Source organism: Verrucosispora sp. WMMD703 (assembly GCF_049178935.1).
GTDB lineage: Bacteria > Actinomycetota > Actinomycetes > Mycobacteriales > Micromonosporaceae > Micromonospora > Micromonospora sediminimaris.
Window position 1 is genome coordinate 5,314,522 of record NZ_JBMHMM010000004.1, and the last position, 21,134, is coordinate 5,335,655.

Sequence of the window (21,134 nt, forward strand, 5' to 3'; positions counted from 1 at the left end):
CGAGACACGACCGGTGGGAGAGACACGCTCGTGAACGCGGAAACGATGATGGGTACCGAGCTCCGGGGGCTGCGCCGACGCCGTCCCGAGGTCGCCGGCACGGTCCTCGCCGGCACGGACGGCCTGCTCATCTCCAGCGACCTGCCCACGACCGACGCCACTCACCTGGCGGCGCTGGCCGCAGCCAGCTTCGGCCTCGGGCATCGGATGGCCGCCACCGTGCGGCAAGGCGAGTTCCACGAGTCCGTGGTGCACACCGCGGCCGGTTGCGTGGTCACCTACCCGGCCGGTCGGGATGCCCTACTGACCCTGGTCGCCGAACCGGGAGCGGATCTGGCGGCACTGCGCGAAGAGGCCCGTGGGGTGGTCCGCCGCACCGGTCCGGCCCTCGCCGCCTGCCGCCGCCCGACGCTGCTGCCCGACCAGCCGGATCCGCACGCCCCGTTGGCGGTACGCACACCCATGGCCACGATGCCGAACCAACGCCCCCGCCGCGCACAGTCCATCACCTGGCGGCGCCCCCCGATCTGACCGCTCCAGGCAACGGGCGGCATCCACACGCGCCGCCCGCCACGTCATGCGCCCACGCGCCGCACTACCCGTGCCCGCGCCACCCCGCACCCCGCGCGCACCCCGCACGCCACGCGCACCCCGCAGGCCACGCGCACCCCGCACGCCGCGCGCACCCCGCACGCCACGCCGCCTGGCCACGCGCACCCCGATCGCCACGCGCACCCCGCAGGCCACGCGCACCTCACGTGCCACGCCGCCTGCCACGCTCACCCCATACGCCCACCCCGCGCCACGCCGCATGCCGCACGCCACGCGCCACCCCGCGCGCCATGCAGCAACATCGGGGCTGTTGTCGTCTCACGGCCGCTCGACACAGCAACATCCCCGATGTTGCTGTGCTTCACCGCGCAGCGCGGCGCGGCACGGCACGGCGCGGCACGACGCGGCGCGGCACGACGCGGCGCGGCACGACGCGGCGCGGCACGACGCGGCGCGGCACGACGCGGCGCGGCACGACGCGGCGCGGCACGACGCGGCGCGGCACGACGCGGCGCGGCACGACGCGGCGCGGCGGGTATGCGGCTCGCCCGGGGCGGGGCGAGCCGCCTGGTCAGCGGCTGTCGGAGCCGGTGGTGACGATTGCGGCTCGGCCGGCCTCCAGCCGCGCCACCGGCACCCGGAACGGTGAGCACGAGACGTAGTCCAGCCCGACGGAGTGGAAGAAGTGCACCGAGTCGGGATCACCGCCGTGCTCGCCGCAGACCCCGAGCTTGAGCCCCGGGCGGGCCGCCCGCCCTTCCTCGGCGGCGATGCGTACCAGCCGACCGATCCCGTCGGCGTCGATGGACTCGAACGGTGAGATGCCGAAGATGCCCAGCTCCAGGTAGCGCCAGAAGAACGCCCCCTCCACGTCGTCGCGGGAGAAGCCCCACCCCATCTGGGTCAGGTCGTTGGTGCCGAAGGAGAAGAACTCCGCGGCCTCGGCGATCTGCCCGGCGGTCAACGCCGCCCGGGGCACCTCGATCATCGTGCCGATCAGCACGTCGACGTCGCTGCCACCTACCACCTCGGCGATGATCCGCTCGGCCTCGGCGCGTACCGTCTCCAGTTCCTGGACCGCGCCGACCAGCGGGACCATGATCTCCGGGCAGGGACGTACGCCCTGGCGGGTGCACTCCACGGCCGCCTCGGTGATCGCCCGGACCTGCATCGCGAACAGGCCGGGGATGACCAGGCCCAGTCGTACGCCGCGCAGCCCGAGCATCGGGTTCTCCTCGTGCATCCGGCGTACCGCCGCCAGCAGCGCCTCCTCCTTGGCGACGTCCTCGCCGCGCTCCTGGGCGACCGCCACGTTGACGGCGAGCTGTTCCAGCGGCGGCAGGAACTCGTGCAGCGGCGGGTCGATCAACCGGACGGTGACCGGCAGGCCGTCCATCTCCCGGAAGATCTCCACGAAATCCGCCCGCTGCAACGGCAGCAACGCGGCGAGCGCGTCCTCCCGCTCGGCCGGATCGCGGGCCAGGATGAGCCGTTCCACCAGCTCACGCCGGTCGCCGAGGAACATGTGCTCGGTGCGGCACAACCCGATGCCCTCGGCACCGAAGCGCCGGGCCCGGGCCGCGTCGGCGGCGGTGTCGGCATTGGTACGCACCGCCAGCCGCCGGCTGCCGTCCGCGTGCGACATGATCCGGTGTACGGCCCTGACCAGCGCGTCGTCCGTGGACGCCGGATCGAGTTCACCTTCGAAGTAGCGGACCACCTCGGACGGGCTGACCGGCACCTCGCCCAGGTACACCTTGCCGGTGGTGCCGTCGATGGAGACGACGTCTCCCTCGGTGACCGTGTGCCCGGCCACGGCGAACCGCCGCTTCGGCACGTCGATGTCCAGTTCGTCGGCGCCCGAGACGCAGGTCTTGCCCATGCCCCGGGCGACCACGGCGGCGTGACTGGTCTTGCCGCCCCGCGAGGTGAGGATGCCCTTGGCGGCGATCATGCCGTTGAGGTCGTCCGGGTTGGTCTCCCGACGGACCAGGATGACGGCCTCGCCCGCGGCGGCCAGCTCGACCGCGCGGGCCGAGGTGAAGACCACCTTCCCGACCGCCGCGCCCGGCGAGGCGCCGATACCGGTGGCGACCGGCTGGAACTCGTGGTCGAGCTGGAAGCGCGGGAACATCAGCTGGGCCAGTTGTGCGCCGTTGACCCGGTGCAGGGCCTCGTCGAGGTCGATCAGGCCCTCGTCGACGAGTTGGCCGGCGATGACGAACGCGGCGGCGGCGGTGCGCTTGCCGACCCGGGTCTGGAGCATCCACAGCTTGCCGCGCTCGATGGTGAACTCGATGTCACACAGGTCCCGGTAGTGCCGCTCCAGCCGGGCCATGTAGTCGAGCAGTTCGTCGTAGGAGTCCTTGTCGATCCGCTCCAGCTCCTGCAACGGCACGGTGTTTCGGATGCCGGCGACGACGTCCTCGCCCTGCGCGTTGGCCAGGTAGTCGCCGTAGATGCCCTGGGCGCCGCTGGCCGGGTCACGGGTGAAGGCGACGCCGGTGCCGGAGTCGGGACCGAGGTTGCCGAAGACCATCGCCACCACGTTCACGGCGGTGCCCAGGTCGGTCGGGATGCGCTCCTGCCGGCGGTAGACCACCGCCCGCTCGGCGTTCCACGAGTCGAACACCGCGCGGACCGCCAGGTCCAGCTGGTCGCGCGGCTCCTGCGGGAACTCCCGCCCGGTGTGCTTGGTGAAGATCTTCTTGTACGCGTCGACGAGTCCACGCAGGTCGTCCGCGTCCAGGTCCAGGTCGAGGTCGGTGCCCTTGGCCCGCTTGGCCTCGTCGAGCGCGTGCTCGAACTCCTCGCCCGGCACGTCGCAGACGGTCTTGCCGAACATCTGGATCAGCCGCCGGTAGGAGTCCCAGGCGAACCTGTCCGCACCGCCGGAGGCGGCCTGGTCGGTCGAGCCACCGGCCTGCCGGGCCAGTCCTTCGACGCTGCGGTCGTTGAGACCGACGTTGAGTACGGTTTCCATCATTCCGGGCATCGAGAACTTCGCCCCGGAGCGTACGGAGACCAGCAGCGGGTCGTCCGGGTCACCGAGCCGCCGGCCCATCTCGCGCTCCAGCGCCGTCAGGTGCGCGCTGATCTGGTCGGCCAGCCCGGCCGGTTCCGCACCCGTGTCGAGGTACGCCTTGCACGCCTCGGTGGTGATGGTGAAGCCGGGCGGCACCGGCAGGCCGAGATTGGTCATCTCGGCCAGGTTCGCTCCCTTGCCGCCGAGGAGGTCCTTGAGATCCTTGTTGCCCTCGGCGAAGTCGTAGACGTACTTGTGCTCAACCGTCTCTTGCGCTGCCACCAGAGCCTCCCACGCGCCCGGATTGACACTTAACGAAGGTTAAGTTTTGTGGTACCCCGAATCCACCAGCTGGTAATCCAGGGAGTCGTGCCGATCGGTGGGCGAAGGCTAAGCGAACAACGAGCGGCCCGGGAGCATTCGGTGACAATAGGCACAGCAATCACGACTGTTCGCGTTCAGCACGGTTTTTGGGAACGGTTCCACGCGCACATTCACGCAATTGCCGACCTCCTCGTACCCTTGACGGCACGCTCCGTCACCACCCCGCACCATTGCCACAACCGCCGCGAATACACCCCCCTCGGGAGTCCTCGTGTCCGCCGCACCCGAACCACTCGACCCGCCCCAGCTCGCCGACCTCCCCGCACCGCCCGAAGCGGCACCCGCCCCGGAGGCGGAGACCGCCGCGCGCGCCGACGATGCGGCCCAGGCTGCCGGACGTACCGCTGGGGAACTGGCCCGGGCGGCGGAGCGGAAGGCGGCGGCGCTGCTCGCGCCGCCGGCACCGACCCGGCTGGGCGACGTGGTGCCCGCGCCGGAACGGATCGAACCGGACGCGACGGCCGACTACCTGCTCGCCGCCGATGCGGTGATCCGGGTCAGCGCCGATCCGGCCGCAGTGGCCGTCGCCGGGCAGCTAGCCGCGCTGCTGCGCCCGGCGACCGGATACCCGCTGCCGGTGACCGACGCCGCCACGCCCGTACCGTCCGGTGGCATCGCCCTCGACCTGTCCGGCGAGGCCGCACTGGGTGCGGAGGGCTACCGGCTCGACATCACCACCGACGGCGTACGCATCGCCGCCGGCACCGCCGCCGGTCTCTTCCACGGGGTTCAGACGCTGCGGCAGTTGCTGCCCGCCGCCGTGGAGAGCGCCACGCCGGCCACCGAACGCTGGGTGCTGCCCGGCGGGTCGATTCTCGACCGCCCCCGCTACCCGCACCGCGGAGCGATGCTCGACGTGGCGCGGCACTTCTTCGGCGTCACCGACGTGCTGCGGGTGATCGACCACCTGGCCCGGTACAAGCTCAACCGGCTGCACCTGCACCTCACCGACGACCAGGGCTGGCGGATCGCGATCGACTCCTGGCCCCGGCTGGCCACCGTCGGCGGGGCCGGCGCGGTCGGCGAAGCCCCCGGCGGCTACTACACCCGGGCGGACTACCAACGGATCGTGGCGTACGCCGCCGACCGGCACATCACCGTGATCCCCGAGATCGACTTGCCGGGCCACACCCACGCGGCGTTGACCGCGTACGGCGAGCTGGCCCCCGACCGGGTCGCGCCGCCGCCGTACACCGGCACCGAGGTGGGCTTCAGCTATGTCGACCCGGCCAGCGAGCGCACCTACGACTTCGTCGCCGACGTGCTCGGCGAGATCGCCGCGCTCACCCCCGGGCGGTGGCTGCACATCGGCGGCGACGAGGCGTTCAAGGTGCCCGCCGAGGTGTACGCCGCTTTCGTCGAACGGGTGCAACACATCGTCGCCGGACTGGGCCGGGAAGTGATCGGCTGGCACCAGATCGCCCCCGCCGCCCACGCCGACCGGCGGATCCTCCAGTGGTGGGGTACGACCGGCGAGGATCCGGTGACCACCGAGGCGGTACGCCGAGGCGCCCGGCTGATCCTCTCTCCCGGCAACCACGCGTACCTCGACATGAAGTACGCCCCGGACACCCCGATCGGGCACGACTGGGCCGGCCTGATCGACGTACGCCGGGCCTACGACTGGGATCCTGCCAGTCACCTGGCGGGCGTACCGGCCGAGGCGGTGCTCGGTGTCGAGGCGCCGCTGTGGACCGAGTCGGTGACCACCCTCGCCGAGATCGAGTTCATGCTGTTCCCCCGGCTGCCCGCCATCGCCGAACTGGGCTGGTCACCCCGGTCGACGCACGACTGGGGGGCGTTCCGCGAGCGACTGGCGTTGCACGGCACACGGTGGGCGGCGGCGGGCATCGCGTACCACCGCTGTCCGGAACTGCCCTGGCCGGCGACGCCGCCGGTGCCCGCCCCGCGCAGGCCGTCGCCCGGCGCCGAGCCGGCCGAGCCCCCGCCGGTCAGCCGCTCCGGCGAGCCGCCAGTCCGTCCAGGAACAACTCCGCCTTCCTGACCTGCGCCACGCTCGTCACCCTCGACCATGCCGGGGTGCCTCCCCGACGCGCCGGCTGGGCTGTTCGAGCGGATCGCGATATATGCCGGGTTCACCTGGCTCGGCGTCACCGGCGCCCGACTCCTGGCCCGCCCCTGACACCCGGATCACCGAATGGCCGGGTTGTCCGGTTCGCCGGTGGCCGAGGCCACCCCCGCGGCGGAATCGCGGGCCGGGTCCGGTGGTTGTACATGGCGTAACCACGAGCGCCTCCGAGCGCCGCCCCCGGCCCGGGCCGGAATGGCTCCCCGCCGTCGGGCGTTACACCCGTTACACCCCCGGACGACAAACGCCAGCGCCATCCGCCTCCCCGCGAGGCCCCCGGAATGACCCCGGCCCACCCGGCGTTACACCTGGCCGGGCCGCGAGCCCCCGGTGTCACCCCGCCTCCCGGGACACCGGACGAACGCCGCAAAACCTCCCCCCTTTCCGCATGGCTCACCCGCATCCCCCACACGCGGGCGCAGCCGCGCGCACCCCCGACCGAAAGGTGCAGATCATCATGGCTACCACCATCCTGCGTAAGACCGCCCTGACCATCGCCGCTGCCGCCGCCACCGCCGGCGGCATCGCCGGCCCCGCGATCGCCGCCCACGCCACCCCGGGCGCCCAGGCCAGCGCCGTGCAGGCCGACCGCAAGCCCGGCGGCGAACGCGAACTCGGCGTCCGCTACGAAGCACAGCCCAACTTCTACTACTGCGGCCCCGCCGCCGCCCGCAACGCCCTGAGCGTGCAGGGCAAGAACATCGACGTCGACACCATGGCCAAGCAGATGCGCACCACCGAGGCCGGCACCAACTCCATCAACGACATCACCCCCGTGCTCAACAAGGAGACCGGCAAGGACGTCTACCGCTCGGTCGAGATCGCCGACCCCAAGGCCGACGACAAGCAGACCGACAAGCTGCGCGACGACATCGTCCGCACCGTCAACGACGGCCGCGCCGTAGTCGCCAACATCGCCGGCACCGCCACCGACACCGACGGCACCACCCACAGCTTCGAAGGCGGCCACTACATCAGCGTCGTGGGCTACCGCGACGGCGGCGACACCGTCACCATCGCCGACTCCGCCGACCCCGCCCAAGCCTCCTACCGAATGAGCATCGACGCCCTCGCCGACTGGATCGCCACCCGCGGCTACAGCGCCACCTCCTGACCAACCGAAACACCACGAAGGGCCGACCCCACCCAGGGCCGGCCCTTCGTCGTCCCACCCCCAACCCACCCCGGGCTTCGACAACATCGGGGATGTTGCTCCCTCGCCGTGGCGTGACACGGCAACATCCCCGATGTTGCTGGCTGGGCTCCCGCCAGCAGGCGGACGCCGGGGCAGGCGGACGCCGGGGCAGGCGGACGCCGGGGCAGGCATGGGGGGCCAGGTGCGGACGGGTGGGCAGGGTCAGCCGCCGGAGTCGTCCAGCTCGGCGCCCTCCGGAACGGTGTCGTCGTCGCGGCTGGCCAGCCAGCCGTCGGGCAGGAAGACCTTGCCCGGCGAGTTGGTACGACCGCGCGGCTGCCCCAGCGTCTCGACCGGGAACGGTACCGCCGGGTCGAGCTTGCCGAGCAGGTCGTCCAACTGGGCCAGGCTGTCGATCATCGCCAGCGAGCGGCGCAGCTCGCTCCCGATCGGGAAGCCCTTGAGATACCAGGCGACGTGCTTGCGGAAGTCGGTGCAGCCGTCCCGTTCACCCCGGGCCGGGGTGCGGGAACCGGCGGTGAACTGCTCGACCAGCAGCTCGGCGTGCCGGCGCATGGTCACCGCGACCTCGCCGAGGGTGGGCAGCCGGCGCTGTGACGAGCCGTTGAACGCCGCCTCCAGGTCGGCGAAGAGCCACGGGCGGCCGAGGCAGCCGCGACCGATCACCACGCCGTCGACCCCGGTGTGCGCCACCATCCGCAGCGCGTCGTCGGCCTCCCAGATGTCGCCGTTACCGAGCACCGGTACGTCGAGGGCCTGCTTGAGAGTGGCGATGGCGTCCCAGTCTGCCGTGCCCGAGTACCGCTGCGCGGCCGTACGACCGTGCAGGGCGACCGCGGCGACGCCAGCCTCCTGGGCGGCGAGCCCCGCCTCGACGTACGTCAGGTGCTCGTCGTCGATGCCCTTGCGCATCTTGACCGTGACCGGCACCCCGGCGGGTGACGCGGCGTCCACGGCGGCGCGCACCAGGCGGGCGAAGAGCCGCCGCCGCCAGGGCAGGGCCGCGCCACCACCGCGCCGGGTCACCTTCGGCACCGGGCAGCCGAAGTTGAGGTCGATGTGATCGGCGAGGTCCCGTTCGACCACGATCCGCACGGCGGCGGCGGTGGTCTCCGGGTCGGTGCCGTAGAGCTGGAGGCTGCGTGGGCGCTCGTCCGCCCCGAACGCGATCATCCGCAGCGTCTTCGGGTTCCGCTCGACCAGGGCGACCGTCGTGATCATCTCGCAGACGTAGATGCCGCCGCCCTGCTCCCGACAGAGCTGCCGAAAGCCGACGTTTGTGATGCCGGCCATCGGGGCGAGCACCACCGGGGGCCAGACCTGGTGCGGCCCGATGCTCAGCGACGGCCGGTCGGCGGCGGGAGGGAGGGCGGTTTCCACCGCTCAAGGGTACGGGGACCGTGGTCAGCGCCGCCGCCACGGCCACCGGCGACCCCCGCCACCGGACGCCTGCCGGACCAGCGCCTCCGCCGCCCGCAGCTTCTGCTGGATCTCCGTCCCGCCCACACCCAGCATGTCGGTCAGCAGGATGCCCTGCTTCACCACCAACCTGGCACGCTCGACGTCGCCGATGGCCACCAGGGCGTGCGCGTAGATCGAGTACGTGTTGGCCAGTTCCCAGATGGTGATCGGTTGCTGCGGGTCGAGCGCCTTCAGCCGCAGTTCCATCGCCCGGGAGCCGGCCAGCGCCGCTTCCTGAGCATCGGACTCCGCACCCTGCTGCTGGTGGCGGTGCAGCAGAGCGTTCGCATAGTTGTGGTAGGCGGTGGCCATCGCCGCACGGGTGCGCGGCCCCGCGCCAGGCGGCGGACCGGCGGTGTGCAGACCGATCTCGATTGCCTTCTCCAGCAACTTCAGCCGGACCTCCGGGCTGCCGGCCACGAACGCCGACTCGCCGGAGTCCACCATCGCGGTGATCAGCTCACCAAGCGCCTCGTCCCGGCGCGGCTGGGTCGGATCCGGATGCTCCGCCGCCACCGCCTGATGGATCTCCGCGAACAGCGTGACGGCCTGGTGGCCCGACTCCTTCGCCCGGTCGTGGCGACCCATGGCGGCCAACACCATGCTGTGCCGCCACAGGGCACGAGCCAGCTGACGTTGATCGTGCCGGTCGACCTGGCCGCCCGCGACGGACTGCCGGTACGCCTCGATGACCCGCACCCAGAGCGCGTCCGCCTGCTCCCAGCCCGCCGGCCGGGTGGAGTACTCCCGCGCCCGCTCGAAGATCTCCTCGCGTGCTTCCGGCTCCACGTCGTTGGCCCTTCATCGTCTCCGTGCGGATACGCCCGCCTGAAGACATCATTGGCCATGGATGCCAGTCGGCTCGACCGTCGCACCCGTCCCGGGCCGCCGGATTCAGACCGGCGTGCCCGGGCGGGGGCGGGGATCAGCAGCCGGGAAGGTGGTCGATCAGGTAGCGCTCGACCTGCTCCAGGCCGATCCGTTCCTGGGTCATGGTGTCCCGGTTGCGCACGGTCACCGCGTTGTCGTCAAGCGTGTCGAAGTCGACGGTGACGCAGAACGGGGTGCCGATCTCGTCCTGCCGGCGGTAGCGGCGACCGATGGCCTGCGAGTCGTCGAACTCGACCACCCAGCGCTTGCGCAGGTCGGCGGCGAGCTGCTTCGCCTTCGGCGAGAGCGCCTCGTTACGCGACAACGGCAGCACCGCCACCTTGACCGGGGCCAGTCGCGGGTCGAAGCGCATCACGGTGCGCTTGTCCACACCGCCCTTGGTGTTCGGCGCCTCGTCCTCGTCGTACGCCTCCAGCAGGAAGGCCAGCACCGCGCGGGTGAGGCCGGCGGCCGGCTCGATCACGTACGGGATCCACCGTTCCTGCTTGGTCTGGTCGAAGTACGACAGGTCGACGCCGGAGTGCTTGCTGTGCGTGGACAGGTCGAAGTCGGTGCGGTTGGCGATGCCCTCCAACTCGGCGAACTCGGTGCCGCCGAACTGGAACCGGTACTCGATGTCGACGGTGCGCTTCGAGTAGTGGGAGAGCTTCTCCTTGGGGTGCTCGTAGAAGCGCAGGTTGGTCTCGGAGAGACCGAGGTCGAGGTACCAGTTCCAGCGCTCGGCGAGCCAGTACTCGTGCCACTGCTCGTCGGTGCCCGGCTCGACGAAGAACTCCATCTCCATCTGCTCGAACTCCCGGGTACGGAAGATGAAGTTGCCCGGGGTGATCTCGTTGCGGAACGACTTGCCGGTCTGCGCGATGCCGAACGGCGGCTTCTTGCGGGCGACCGTCTCCACGTTGCGGTAGTTGACGAAGATGCCCTGGGCGGTCTCCGGCCGCAGGTAGTGCAGACCCTCGTCGCTCTCCACCGGGCCGAGATAGGTCTTCATCAGGCCGTTGAACATCCGCGGCTCGGTGAAGGTGCCCTTGTTGCCGCAGTTGGGGCAGTTCAGCTCGGCCAACGAGGTCGGCGGGCGGCCGTGCTTGGCCTCGTACGCCTCCTCAAGATGGTCGGCGCGGAACCGCTTGTGGCAGGACTGGCACTCGGTCAGCGGGTCGACGAACGCCTCCAGGTGCCCGGAGGCGGCCCACACGTCCCGGGCGAGGATCACCGCGGAGTCCAGACCCACCACGTCGTCACGCTGCTGGACCATGGTCTTCCACCACTGTCGGCGGACGTTCTCCTTGAGTTCCACGCCGAGCGGACCGTAGTCCCACGCCGACCGGGTGCCCCCGTAGATCTCGCTGGAGGGGAAGACGAAGCCCCGGCGCTTGGCGAGGCTGACAACGGCGTCGATACGGTCGGCTGGCATTTTTCCTCCTACGCCGACTGGCGGTCGGCGGGGACGTCACGGTCGGCGGGGACGGTTCGGGACCACGGTACGACCGGCGCGGTCCCGAACCCAGCACATTACCTGCGACCGGTCAGTTGACTCCGCAGACCTCCATGCCACCGGTCTGCGGATCCTGTGCGAGCACGACCTGCTGGCGTTCCTGGCCGCCGCCGCGGTAGGTCACCTCCACCGGCACGGTGAGGGTGGTGGTGTCCACCTCGCCGACCCGGTAGGAGGAGATCTGCGGCTCGGCGGCGGAGCGGCGTTCGAACTCCTGCCGGGACTCGCGCCGCCGGGCGTCCTCGCAGAGCTGGTCGTACGCCTGGCCGTACTCGCCGTCCGCGAGGGCCCGGTAGTAGTCGCCGGAGACCGTGCGCCCCTGCTCCTCGATCGCCTGCACCCCGCTGACCAGCAGGCCGACGACCGCCGTGCCGCCACCACCGCAACAGAGCAGCAGGGCCAGCGCCCCCGCACCGAGACCGAGCCAGAGCCGGGACCGACCGCCCTCGGTCGGTGGTGCCGCGAACGGCGGCGCCACCCCGGGCCCGGGCGGCGGCACCGGAGCGCCCCGCTCCGGACCGGACGGCACCTGACCCGGCGGCGGGCCGGGCGGCACCGGACCGGCGGCCGGCGTGCCGTTTTCGTCCGCCGCCTGGGGTCCCTGCTGGCCGGGCGGCGATGGGTCTGGTGGTGGGGCTGCCGGTCCGGGAGCGGTCATAGGAGCCAGCGTAGTGCCCGGCGACTCAGCGGTAAGGACCCGCAGCCCGGTCGCTGGCCACCGTGACCACGTCCCCGCCCGGCGCGGCGGTCGCCAACGGCTCGTACGCGGACGGCTCGTCGACACTCTCGGCGAGCAGCGGCACCGCCGTGATCTTCACGTCGAAACCGCCGAGGGCGCGGCGGTAGGTGCCCACCGACTCCCACTCGGTGACCAGGCACCAGTGCCGCGGGTCGTCCAACGCCCGGACCAGCTGTCCGCGCTGGTAGCCGGGCCGGGCGGCGAGCGCGGCGAGGGCCGCGTGGGCCCGGGCGGTGAACGCCTCCGCGACGTCTTCGTCGACCACGAACCGGTTGGTCACCAGCACCGGCTTCTCCTCCTCGTAGAGTCTGTGGAATGCAGCGTACGCAGCCTGGCATCGCCGGCCGACTGGCCCGGACCAACCCGACGACGGTGTTCCTGGTCACCCTCGTCCTCGCGTTGGTCGCGTTCTTCACTCCGGGCGTGATCGGCGGGCTCTTGACGCTGCTGCTGGCCGGCGCGCTGGCGGCCCTGCTGGTGACCACCTGGACGGTGCAGACGCCGCAGACCCGGGCGATCCGGCTGGTCGTGCTGACCCTGCTGGTCACAGCCGGTCTGGTGAAGCTGCTCTGACATGCAATCATGCGTTTTTGACAATCATTGTCGTTGTCGCGGAGAGTCGATGACATGACCTTCCGCTCCGCCCCGCGCGCCCTGGCCACCGCCACGGCCGCCCTGCTCGCCCTGACCGGCGTCACCGCCTGTTCGAATGACGACAGCCCGGCCGGCGCCGACCCGCAGCGGGTCGACGTGGTGGCCGGTTTCTACCCGTTGCAGTTCCTCGCCGAGCGGATCGGCGGCGACGCCGTGGCCGTGACCAACCTGGCCCGCCCCGGCGCCGAGCCGCACGACCTGGAGCTGAACCCGGGTCAGGTCGGCCAGATCAGCGAGGCGGAGCTGGTCCTCTTCCTGCACGGCTTCCAGCCCGCCGTGGACGAGGCGGTCGAACAGCAGGCCGGTGACCGCGCCTTCGACGTGGCGACCGTGGAGCCCCTGCTGGACGCCACCGCCGGTGGTCACGACCACGGCCACGAAGGCGAGGAGGACGAACACGGCCACGAGGACGAGGCGCACGCCGAGGAGGAGCAGCACGCCGAGGAGGCGTCCGACGGCGCCAAGGACCCGCACGTCTGGCTCGACCCGATCCGGCTGGCCACCATCGGCGACAAGCTCGCCGAGCGGCTCGGCACGGCCGACCCGGACCGGGCCGACGAGTACACCCAGCGGGCCGCCACCCTGCGTACCGAGTTGGAACAGCTGGACACCGAGTTCACCGAGGGGCTGAAGACCTGCCAGCGTCGGGAGATCGTGGTCAGCCACACCGCGTTCGGCTACCTGGCGCAGAAGTACCAGCTGGAGCAGATCGGCATCAGCGGACTCACCCCGGAGGACGAGCCGTCCCCGCAGCGACTGGCGGCGGTGGCCGAGGAGGCCCGGGAGCACCAGGCCACCACGATCTTCTTCGAGACGCTTGTCAGCCCGAAGGTGGCCGAGACCATCGCCCGTGAGGTCGGCGCCCAGACCGCGGTGCTGGATCCGATCGAGGGCCTGTCAGCCGAGGGCGACGGGGACTACCTTTCGGTGATGCGTACCAACCTGCAGACCCTGAGGACGGCGTTGAGCTGCTCGTGACACCTGACGTCATCACCGTCACGCACGGGGTGGTCGGCTACGACGGCCGCCCCGTGCTTCGTGACGTTTCGCTTACCGTGACCGCCGGTGAGGTGGTCGCGGTCCTCGGTGCCAACGGCTCCGGCAAGTCCACCCTGATCCGCGCCATTCTCGGGTTGGTCCCGTTGAGCTCCGGCACCGTGACCCTGTTCGGCCGACCGGTCCGCCGGTTCCGACAGTGGCACCGCGTCGGGTACGTCCCCCAGCGTCTCGGCGCGGGCAGTGGCGTACCGGCCACCGTTGCCGAGGTGGTCGCCGCCGGGCGGCTGGCCCGCCGGGGAGTCCTGCGTCCGCCCGGGCGCGCCGACCGGGAGGCCGTCGCCGAGGCGCTGCGCGCCGTCGGCCTGACCGACCGGGCGAAGGACCCGGTCAGCACCCTCTCCGGGGGGCAGCAGCAGCGCACGCTCATCGCCCGGGCCCTGGCCGGGCAGCCCGAGCTGCTGATCCTCGACGAGCCGACGGCCGGCGTGGACGCGGCCAGCCAGGAGGCGTTCGCCGGTGCGTTACGCGACTTCACCGTCGGCGGCGGCACCGTCCTGCTCGTCGCCCACGAGTTGGGTCCGCTGCGCCCGGTGATCGGCCGGGCGATCGTCGTACACCAGGGGTTCGTGGCGCACGACGGCGCCGTGCCGGAGCCGGCCGGGCATCACGCGGCGCCGGACCACGACCACGTGCATCCGCACGGCCCCGAGGAGCCCGCCGGGCTGTGGAGCGCGAGTTGAACCTCTTCCAGTACGAGTACATGCAGCTTGCGCTGGTCAGCGCTCTGATCATCGGGCTCACCGCGCCCGCGCTCGGCATCTACCTGGTGCAGCGGCGGCTGGCGCTGATCGGGGACGGCATCGGGCACGTCGCGCTGACCGGGGTCGGTGCCGGCCTGCTCTTCCAGACCTCCCCCGTGATCATGGCCGTGATCGCGGCCACCATCGGCGCGGTCGCCATCGAGCTGATCCGGGAACGCGGCCGTACCTCCGGCGACCTGGCTCTCGCGCTGCTCTTCTACGGCGGCATCGCCGGCGGGGTGGTGCTGGTCGGGCTCTCCGACAGCACCAGCTCCAATCTCAACGCGTACCTGTTCGGCGCGTTGAGCACGGCGTCCCGGACGGATGTCGCCACCATCGCGGTGCTGGGCACGGCCGTGCTGATCGCGATGATCGGGCTGCGGCCGGCGCTGTTCGCCGTCTGTCACGACGAGGAGTACGCCCGGGTCTCCGGCCTGCCGGTGCGCGCGCTCAACCTGCTGCTCGCGGTCACCACGGCGATCACGGTGACGATCGCCATGCGGGCGGTCGGCGTACTGCTGATCAGCGCGCTGATGGTCGTCCCGGTGGCCACGGCGCAGCAGGTCACCCGGGGGTTCCGCAGCACGATGGCGGCGGCGATGGCGTTGGGTCTGTTCGCCGGCGGCGCGGGCATCTGGATGGCAGCGGTCGCCGACACCGCGCCCGGCGCCTCGGTGGTGGTCCTCGCGATCGCCTCGTTCGTGGTGGTCACCCTGCTGGCCGCCGGTTGGCGCCGGCTCCGGCGGGCCCGACCCCAACCCGCGCCGGCTCCGGAGCCGCACGAGGTGGTGCTCGGCGGATCCTGATCACGAGCTGCCCACCGGTATTGGTTACCGTTGCAGGGTGACCAGCGGATCCGGCTATGACGCGTACGAGGGTGCCAGCGAGTTGCTGCGCGCCCTCTCGGCACCGATCCGGCTGGCCATCGTCAGCGAGCTGGCCGGTGGTGAGCGCTGCGTGCACGAGCTGGTGGACAAGCTCGGCGTGGCCCAGCCGCTGGTCTCCCAGCACCTGCGGGTGCTCCGTGGGGCGGGCGTGGTCCGGGGCTCCCGGCGGGGGCGGGAGATCGCGTACACCCTGGTCGACGAGCACGTCGCGCACATCGTGGCCGACGCGGTCAGCCACGCCGGGGAGGGATCATGAGCGAGAGTAATACGGCCGTTCGCAACACCCGTCAGCGTTCGGCGGTGAGCGCGCTGCTCGCCGAGACGGACGGGTTCCACAGCGCCCAGGAACTGCACGCGATGCTGCGCGATCGTGGCGAGCGGGTCGGGTTGACCACGGTCTACCGGACGTTGCAGGGGCTGGCTGACGCGGGCGAAATCGACGTGATGCGTCCACCGGGCGGCGAGCACCTGTACCGCCGGTGCAGCGAGGGGCATCACCACCATCTGGTCTGCCGGGCCTGCGGCCGTACGGTCGAGGTCGCCGGGCCGACGGTGGAGACCTGGGCCGACCGGGTCGCCGCGCAGCACGGCTTCACCGACGTCAGTCACACCCTGGAGATCTTCGGCACCTGCCCGACCTGCGCCCGCTGACCGGTCGGCCGCCGGTCTTCCTCGTCGCGTCACTGCGGGTGCCGCCCGGGTCGGCGTGCTGGCGATCAGAAGTACGTGATCGGCGAGATCTGACGGGCAACTGTCGGGGTGCCGGCTGGCGGGGTCCGTGGCAGTCTGTCCGGCGTGAAGATCTACGCTGATCGTTTCCCGACCGCGCTGCGACAGCTACTCACCGATCTGCTCGTCATCGCTTGGGTGTACGCGACGATCCGGGGCGCGCTGTGGCTGCACGACCTGGTGCAGAAACTGGCCGTACCCGGACAGAAGCTGGAAGGGGCGGGCGGCGGACTTGCCGACAACCTCGCCGAAGCCGGCGGCAAGGTCGGCCGGGTGCCGTTGGTCGGTGATGAGCTGACCGCACCCTTCGAGCGGGCGGCCGGTGCCGCTCGCTCGCTGGCCGAGGCCGGCCGCGACCAGCAGGAGTTGGTCGACCAGTTGGCGCTGGCACTGGCCGTCGGGCTGCTGATCGTGCCGCTCGGACTTGTGGTGTTCGGCTGGCTGCCGCTGCGGGTGCGCTGGATGCGCCGGGCCGGCTCGGCGGCGACACTGGCCGCCGCACCCGCCGGCCGGGACCTGCTGGCCCTGCGCGCCCTGGCCGGCCAGCCGCTGCGCAAGCTCACCCGGATCGCCCCCGACGTCGCCGAAGCGTGGCGCCGTGGCGACGACGCGACGGTCAACGCCCTGGCCGCCCTAGAACTCCGCCGCCTAGGCCTCCGCGACCCCCACCACCCCTGACCTCCCCACCACTCCCCTGTTGATCAAGAAGTTTGGGTCGTGAATCGCGCCGATTCAGACCAGAACTTCTTGATCAACACGGCCTGGCGCGGGACCGCGTGGGGGGTTAGGGGTGGGGGTGGGGTCAGGTGGGCGGGGGGAGGTGGCGGCGGGCGGTGGAGGGGGCGGTGGAGGGGCCGGGGGTCCAGGGGGCCACCCAGGGCAGGTCGGCGGGTGGCGGGATGACGCCGTCCTCCAGAGCCGTGTAGCGGCCGGCGAGGATGCGCTTGGCGGCCGTCACGTCGATCGAGTCGGTGTTCTCCCACAGGGCGGTGAACAGGGCGTCTACCCGGACCCGGGCCTGCCGGCAGAACAGGTCGGCCAGTTCGACGTTCTCCGGCCGGGCGTCGCGCTCGGCGTGGGCGCGTACGCAGACCGCGCTCATCGCGAACAGCTCCGCGCCGATGTCCACCACTCGGCCCAGGAACGCCTGCTTGCGCTCCATCTTTCCCTGCCAGCGGGACATCGCGTAGAAGGTGGACCGGGCCAGCTTCCGACTGGCGCGTTCCACCTGACGCAGGTGCCCGGCGAGCGGACCAAACTCGCTGTACCCGGTGGGCTGCTGCCCCTTGCCGACCGCGAGGGTCGGCAGCCACCGCGCGTAGAACGCGCCCGCCCGGGCACCAGCCTTCGCCTTGCGGGCGAGCCCGGCGTCGGGGTCGATGATGTCGCCCGCCACCGACAGGTGCGCGTCCACCGCCTCCCGGGCGATGAGCAGGTGCATGATCTCCGTAGAGCCTTCGAAGATCCGGTTGATCCGCAGGTCACGGAGCATCTGCTCGACCGCGGCCGGGCGTTCGCCCCGGGCGGTGAGCGACTCGGCCGTCTCGTACCCCCGGCCACCGCGGATCTGGACCAGTTCGTCGGCGACCCGCCACGCCATCTCGCTGGCGTACAGCTTGACCAGCGCCGCCTCGATCCGGATGTCGTTGCGGTCGTCGTCGGCGAGCAGGCAGCAGAGGTCGAGCATGGTCTCCATGCCGTACGTGGTCGCGGCGATGAAGGAGAGCTTCTGGGCGACCGCCTCGTGCTCTCCCACCGGCCGGCCCCACTGGACCCGCTCCGCCGACCACTCCCGGGCCACGTTCAACGCCCACTTGCCGGCGCCGACGCACATCGCCGGCAGCGACAACCGGCCGGTGGTCAGCGTGCTCAGGGCGATCCGCAGCCCCTTGCCCTCGCCACCGATGACGTTCTCCTTCGGTACGAAGACGTCGTGGAATCGGGTGAGGCTGTTCTCCAGTCCACGCAGGCCGAGGAAGGCGTTGCGCCGCTCGACCGTGATGCCCTCGGCGTCGCCGTCGACCACGAAGGCGGTGATGCCGCCGCGACGTCCCTCCGCCTTCGGCACCCGGGCCATCACCACGAGCTGGGTGGCCACGGTGCCGTTGGTGGCCCACAGCTTGACGCCGTTGATCCGGTAGCCGGTGCCGTCGGGTGTCGGCTCGGCGGTGGTCGCCAGGCGGGCCGGGTCGGAGCCCACGTCCGGCTCGGTCAGCAGGAACGCGGAGACCTCGCCGGCGGCCAGCCGGGGCAGGAAGCGACGTCGCTGCTCCTCGCTGCCGAACATCTTCAACGGCTGAGGTACGCCGATCGACTGGTGTGCCGACAGCAGCGCGCCGATCGCCGGGCTGACCGAGCCGGCGAGCATCAACGCCCGGCAGTAGTGCAGGTTGCTCAGGCCGAGCCCGCCGTACTCCCGGCCGATCTTCATCCCGAAGGCGCCCAGCCGGGCCAGCCCCTGGAACACCTCGTCGGGAATCCGCGCGTCGCGTTCGATCGCCGCGCCGTCCACCTCGGTGGCGACGTAGTCGCGGAGCCGGCCGAGGAACTCCTCGGCGCGGGCCTGTTCCTCCGGATCCGGTCGCGGCCACGGATCGATCAGGTCGAGCCGCAGCCGGCCCAGGAAGAGTTCCTTGCCGAAGCTGGGCCGGTCCCAGGTGGTCTGGCGGGCCGCCTCGGCGACCTGACGGGCCTCCTTCTCGGACACCTGGCCCGCCGCGTCCGGCGCGGGCACCTGGCCCGCCGCGTCTGGCGCGAGGTCGGCGTTACGGCTGTCGGTGGCTGACGGACGGTGGTTCTCGGCGATGGCCACGGCAAACCCCCGGGGGTCGATCCGGACAGTCGGACTGTTCCGCCTGTTCAGCAGGCTACCCGCGTTTGTTACCCAAAGGTAGCCACGGATATCCGCAGCAGCGGCCGACTCAGTCCTGGTTCAGGCCGCTCGGGTCCTCGTCGTCGTCGATGTCGTCCTCACCCCAGTTGCGGCGGGCGAACGGCAGCATCATCCAGAGGGTCAGGAACCACAGACCGGTAACGGCACTGAGCAGGAACGCGATCGGTCGGGCGAGCACGAAGTCGGTGATCAGCAGCACCGAACTCACCATCGCGACAAGCATGAAGCCGAGACCGCCACTGGCCATCCGATGGGCGAAGCGCACCAGTTCCGGTTTGCGGCCCTGCCGGAACAGCGCCCGGTGGAACGCCACCGGCGAGATGATCATCGCGGTGGCGCCGGCTGCGGCCAGCAGCGCGACGATGTAGACGTCCCGCTGAAACTGGGTGGTGTCGTCGAAGCCGGCGCTGAACGGCAGGGTCAGCAGGAAGGCGAAGAGGATCTGCACGCCGGTCTGCGCGACCCGCAATTCCTGTAGCAGGTCGGCGAAGTTGCGCTGCCACCGCTGCTTCTCGGTTTCCTTTGACACTGCGGACCTCCGGGGCTCCGCCGGCCCTCGCCGCCGGCGGTCACGCTGATGCCCCACCGGGTGCGACCCGAAACCCGTTCAGGATCCCCGGTGCCCGCTCTCCGCCCACTCAAACCGCCGGGCGTACCCGGGCCAGGATCGCCTCGGCCAGCGGCGTCGGCGCCTCGTCCGGGATCCAGTGGGTGACCCCGGCCAGTTCGACGAATCGAAAATCCCCTGTCACGTGAGCGGCGCACGCCTGCGCGGCGACCCGCCCGATGGCGACGTCACCGTCACTCCAGACGAAAGTCGTCGGCACCGGCACCGGGCCGATCGCCGCCAGATCCGACTTCGACATCGCCCGGTACCAGTTCAACGCGGCGGTCAGCGCACCCAGCTCACGCATCGGATCGGCGTACGCGGCCACCCGGGCGCCGTCGCCGACGCCACGCAGCAGCCGCCGCAGCCCGGCCGCACCGAGCGCCAGCAACGTCTTCTCCGCCACCCCCGGCTTCCGGAACAGCACCATGTACGCCGAGCGCGCCTTCTGCTGCGGGTCGTGCGTCAACGCGTACGCCATGGCCGCCGGATGCGGCACGGAGACCGCGGTCAGGGTCCGTACCCGGTTCGGGTGGGTGGCGGCCAGCGCCCACCCGACGACCGCACCCCAGTCGTGCCCGACCACGTGGGCGGCGGGCACCCCGAGGGCGTCCAGCACCGCAGCCGCGTCGGCGACCAGTTCACCCAGCCGGTACGCCTCGACCTGGGTGGGCCGGGCGTGTGGCGAGTAGCCCCGCTGGTTCAGCGCGTAGCTGCGCAGACCGGCGGCGTGCAGGGCCGGCAGTACGTCGTCCCACTCACCCGAGTGCTGCGGGAAACCGTGCAGCAGCAGCACCGGTTCGCCCTGCTCCGGACCACCGGTGGTGACGTCGAACCGCAGACCTCGGGCATCGATGCGCATGCCGGCAGCCTACCGACGACCCGACGCCGGCTCCGAAAGGTGACAATCAACAGGGCGGCTCGGCCAGCCGCTCCATCCGGTTCCAACCGGTCCAGCCTCGTTCGCGCAACAACTCCTGCAGTCGTTGCATCCGGGGATCGGCCTCGACGGCGAGCGCGTCCAGCAGGTCGTGCATCAGGTCCTGGTAGTCCCCATCGGAGGGTTCGAACGTGCCGGCGGCGTACGCCTGCTCAGCCAGGTTGGCAATGATGTCGGCGGCCTCCGCCAAGCGTGGGTCGTCGTCGGCGTCGCCGTCGAGGATCTCCGACAGCACCCGGTAGAGCCGGACGACCCGCGGGTCGTCGAGCTGCGCGAGTTTGCCGGGCATGAACTCGCGGATGTGATCGGGCCAGCGGGCGGCGACCAGGATCCAGCCGTCCCGCTCGCCCGCCATCACCCGCTCGGACACACCGATTTCCCGGAGCCGATCGAGGTAGGCGGTCACCTCCGGGGGGAGTGTCAGACCGTCCCCGGCCGCGAGCTGCGCGATCTGCCGACGGCTGGTCTGCAACCGTTCGATCTCTTCCCGCAGGTGACCGTCGATCCCGCGGATCGCTTCCGCGAAGGTCGCCGCATCGGCTTCGAGTAGCTGACTGATCCGGGACAGCGGCACACCGGCGTTGGCGAGAGTGCGGATCCTGATGAGGGACACGGCCGCCGTCGGGCCGTACCGCCGGTAACCCGAGGCGTCCCGCTCCGGCTCGGGCAGCAGCCCGATCTGGTGGTAGTGCCGCACCGTCCGCACCGTGACACCGGCGTACGCCGCCAGTTGACCGATCGTCAGCATGCCCCGATCCTGCCCCCACCACACCGGGCCCGGCCGAGTCGGGCTAACGCGGTAGGCCACGTACGAGTCGGACCCGGTCTCGATC

20 protein-coding genes are annotated in these 21,134 nt (G+C 71.5%); 10 read left to right on the forward strand and 10 right to left on the reverse strand.

Features of this window, described 5'->3' with window-relative positions; all coding sequences use genetic code 11:
* Positions 1 to 48: 48 nt before the first annotated feature.
* Positions 49 to 531: a roadblock/LC7 domain-containing protein gene (locus ACN26Z_RS24660; protein ID WP_282237184.1), complete on the forward strand. Its 483-nt coding sequence runs from the start codon at positions 49 to 51 to the stop codon at positions 529 to 531.
* A 592-nt stretch (positions 532 to 1,123) separates the two neighbouring features.
* Here the strand turns inward: ACN26Z_RS24660 and ppdK are convergent.
* Positions 1,124 to 3,859 carry a pyruvate, phosphate dikinase gene (gene ppdK, locus ACN26Z_RS24665; RefSeq protein ID WP_421463561.1) on the reverse strand — a complete coding sequence of 912 codons (2,736 nt, stop codon included), beginning with the start codon at positions 3,857 to 3,859 and terminating at the stop codon, positions 1,124 to 1,126.
* Between the two features lie 313 nt (positions 3,860 to 4,172).
* Between ppdK and ACN26Z_RS24670 the strand changes: the two genes are divergently transcribed.
* Together ACN26Z_RS24670 and ACN26Z_RS24675 are read left to right on the forward strand one after the other, a co-directional pair.
* On the forward strand, positions 4,173 to 5,966 hold the full coding sequence (locus ACN26Z_RS24670) for a beta-N-acetylhexosaminidase (RefSeq protein ID WP_421463562.1): 1,794 nt from the start codon (positions 4,173 to 4,175) through the stop codon (positions 5,964 to 5,966).
* Between the two features lie 541 nt (positions 5,967 to 6,507).
* Positions 6,508 to 7,164, forward strand: coding sequence for a C39 family peptidase (locus ACN26Z_RS24675; protein ID WP_421463563.1), 657 nt, complete (start codon positions 6,508 to 6,510; stop codon positions 7,162 to 7,164).
* 243 nt (positions 7,165 to 7,407) lie between these two features.
* On the opposite strand, the gene dusB is transcribed toward ACN26Z_RS24675, so the two are convergent.
* From dusB to ACN26Z_RS24700, 5 genes are all read right to left on the reverse strand, one after another.
* Positions 7,408 to 8,586, reverse strand: coding sequence for a tRNA dihydrouridine synthase DusB (gene dusB, locus ACN26Z_RS24680; protein ID WP_421463564.1), 1,179 nt, complete (start codon positions 8,584 to 8,586; stop codon positions 7,408 to 7,410).
* A gap of 24 nt (positions 8,587 to 8,610) precedes the next feature.
* Positions 8,611 to 9,456, reverse strand: coding sequence for a hypothetical protein (locus ACN26Z_RS24685; protein WP_421463565.1), 846 nt, complete (start codon positions 9,454 to 9,456; stop codon positions 8,611 to 8,613).
* A 136-nt stretch (positions 9,457 to 9,592) separates the two neighbouring features.
* Positions 9,593 to 10,972, reverse strand: coding sequence for a glycine--tRNA ligase (locus tag ACN26Z_RS24690; protein WP_421463566.1), 1,380 nt, complete (start codon positions 10,970 to 10,972; stop codon positions 9,593 to 9,595).
* Between the two features lie 112 nt (positions 10,973 to 11,084).
* Positions 11,085 to 11,582 carry a hypothetical protein gene (locus ACN26Z_RS24695; RefSeq protein WP_093407654.1) on the reverse strand — a complete coding sequence of 166 codons (498 nt, stop codon included), beginning with the start codon at positions 11,580 to 11,582 and terminating at the stop codon, positions 11,085 to 11,087.
* Positions 11,583 to 11,736: 154 nt separating this feature from the next.
* The gene (locus ACN26Z_RS24700) at positions 11,737 to 12,078 is read right to left on the reverse strand and encodes an antibiotic biosynthesis monooxygenase family protein (protein ID WP_093407456.1); all 342 of its coding nucleotides are present in this window, start codon (positions 12,076 to 12,078) and stop codon (positions 11,737 to 11,739) included.
* 29 nt (positions 12,079 to 12,107) lie between these two features.
* On the opposite strand from ACN26Z_RS24700, the gene ACN26Z_RS24705 reads away from it, so the two are divergent.
* The 7 genes from ACN26Z_RS24705 (at position 12,108) to ACN26Z_RS24735 (ending at position 16,539) form a co-directional block, all read left to right on the forward strand.
* The gene (locus ACN26Z_RS24705) at positions 12,108 to 12,365 is read left to right on the forward strand and encodes a hypothetical protein (RefSeq protein ID WP_093407458.1); all 258 of its coding nucleotides are present in this window, start codon (positions 12,108 to 12,110) and stop codon (positions 12,363 to 12,365) included.
* Between the two features lie 54 nt (positions 12,366 to 12,419).
* Entirely contained in the window at positions 12,420 to 13,424 is a 1,005-nt protein-coding gene (locus ACN26Z_RS24710; protein ID WP_421463567.1) for a metal ABC transporter substrate-binding protein, read from the forward strand.
* On the forward strand, positions 13,421 to 14,185 hold the full coding sequence (locus tag ACN26Z_RS24715) for a metal ABC transporter ATP-binding protein (RefSeq protein WP_396887686.1): 765 nt from the start codon (positions 13,421 to 13,423) through the stop codon (positions 14,183 to 14,185). Before ACN26Z_RS24710 ends, ACN26Z_RS24715 begins: the two co-directional genes overlap by 4 nt.
* Complete coding sequence (locus tag ACN26Z_RS24720; RefSeq protein WP_421464715.1) at positions 14,182 to 15,051, forward strand: metal ABC transporter permease; 870 nt, start codon at positions 14,182 to 14,184, stop codon at positions 15,049 to 15,051. The genes ACN26Z_RS24715 and ACN26Z_RS24720 overlap by 4 nt, the downstream gene beginning before the upstream one ends.
* Positions 15,052 to 15,088: 37 nt before the next feature.
* A complete protein-coding gene (locus ACN26Z_RS24725; RefSeq protein ID WP_093407467.1) occupies positions 15,089 to 15,388 on the forward strand; it encodes an ArsR/SmtB family transcription factor in 300 nt (99 codons plus the stop codon).
* On the forward strand, positions 15,385 to 15,783 hold the full coding sequence (locus ACN26Z_RS24730) for a Fur family transcriptional regulator (protein ID WP_282237175.1): 399 nt from the start codon (positions 15,385 to 15,387) through the stop codon (positions 15,781 to 15,783). The genes ACN26Z_RS24725 and ACN26Z_RS24730 overlap by 4 nt, the downstream gene beginning before the upstream one ends.
* Positions 15,784 to 15,927: 144 nt before the next feature.
* Positions 15,928 to 16,539 (forward strand): hypothetical protein, encoded by a 612-nt coding sequence (locus ACN26Z_RS24735; RefSeq protein WP_282237174.1) that lies wholly within the window; start codon positions 15,928 to 15,930, stop codon positions 16,537 to 16,539.
* A 124-nt stretch (positions 16,540 to 16,663) separates the two neighbouring features.
* Here the strand turns inward: ACN26Z_RS24735 and ACN26Z_RS24740 are convergent, their stop codons facing one another.
* The 4 genes from ACN26Z_RS24740 to ACN26Z_RS24755 all read right to left on the reverse strand — a co-directional run bounded on the left by ACN26Z_RS24740 (position 16,664) and on the right by ACN26Z_RS24755 (position 21,049).
* Positions 16,664 to 18,673, reverse strand: coding sequence for an acyl-CoA dehydrogenase family protein (locus tag ACN26Z_RS24740; protein ID WP_421463568.1), 2,010 nt, complete (start codon positions 18,671 to 18,673; stop codon positions 16,664 to 16,666).
* Positions 18,674 to 18,782: 109 nt separating this feature from the next.
* The gene (locus tag ACN26Z_RS24745) at positions 18,783 to 19,283 is read right to left on the reverse strand and encodes a DUF6328 family protein (protein ID WP_282237172.1); all 501 of its coding nucleotides are present in this window, start codon (positions 19,281 to 19,283) and stop codon (positions 18,783 to 18,785) included.
* A 109-nt stretch (positions 19,284 to 19,392) separates the two neighbouring features.
* Positions 19,393 to 20,223 (reverse strand): alpha/beta fold hydrolase, encoded by an 831-nt coding sequence (locus ACN26Z_RS24750; protein ID WP_421463569.1) that lies wholly within the window; start codon positions 20,221 to 20,223, stop codon positions 19,393 to 19,395.
* Between the two features lie 46 nt (positions 20,224 to 20,269).
* Positions 20,270 to 21,049 (reverse strand): MerR family transcriptional regulator, encoded by a 780-nt coding sequence (locus tag ACN26Z_RS24755; protein ID WP_421463570.1) that lies wholly within the window; start codon positions 21,047 to 21,049, stop codon positions 20,270 to 20,272.
* Positions 21,050 to 21,134 lie beyond the last annotated feature (85 nt).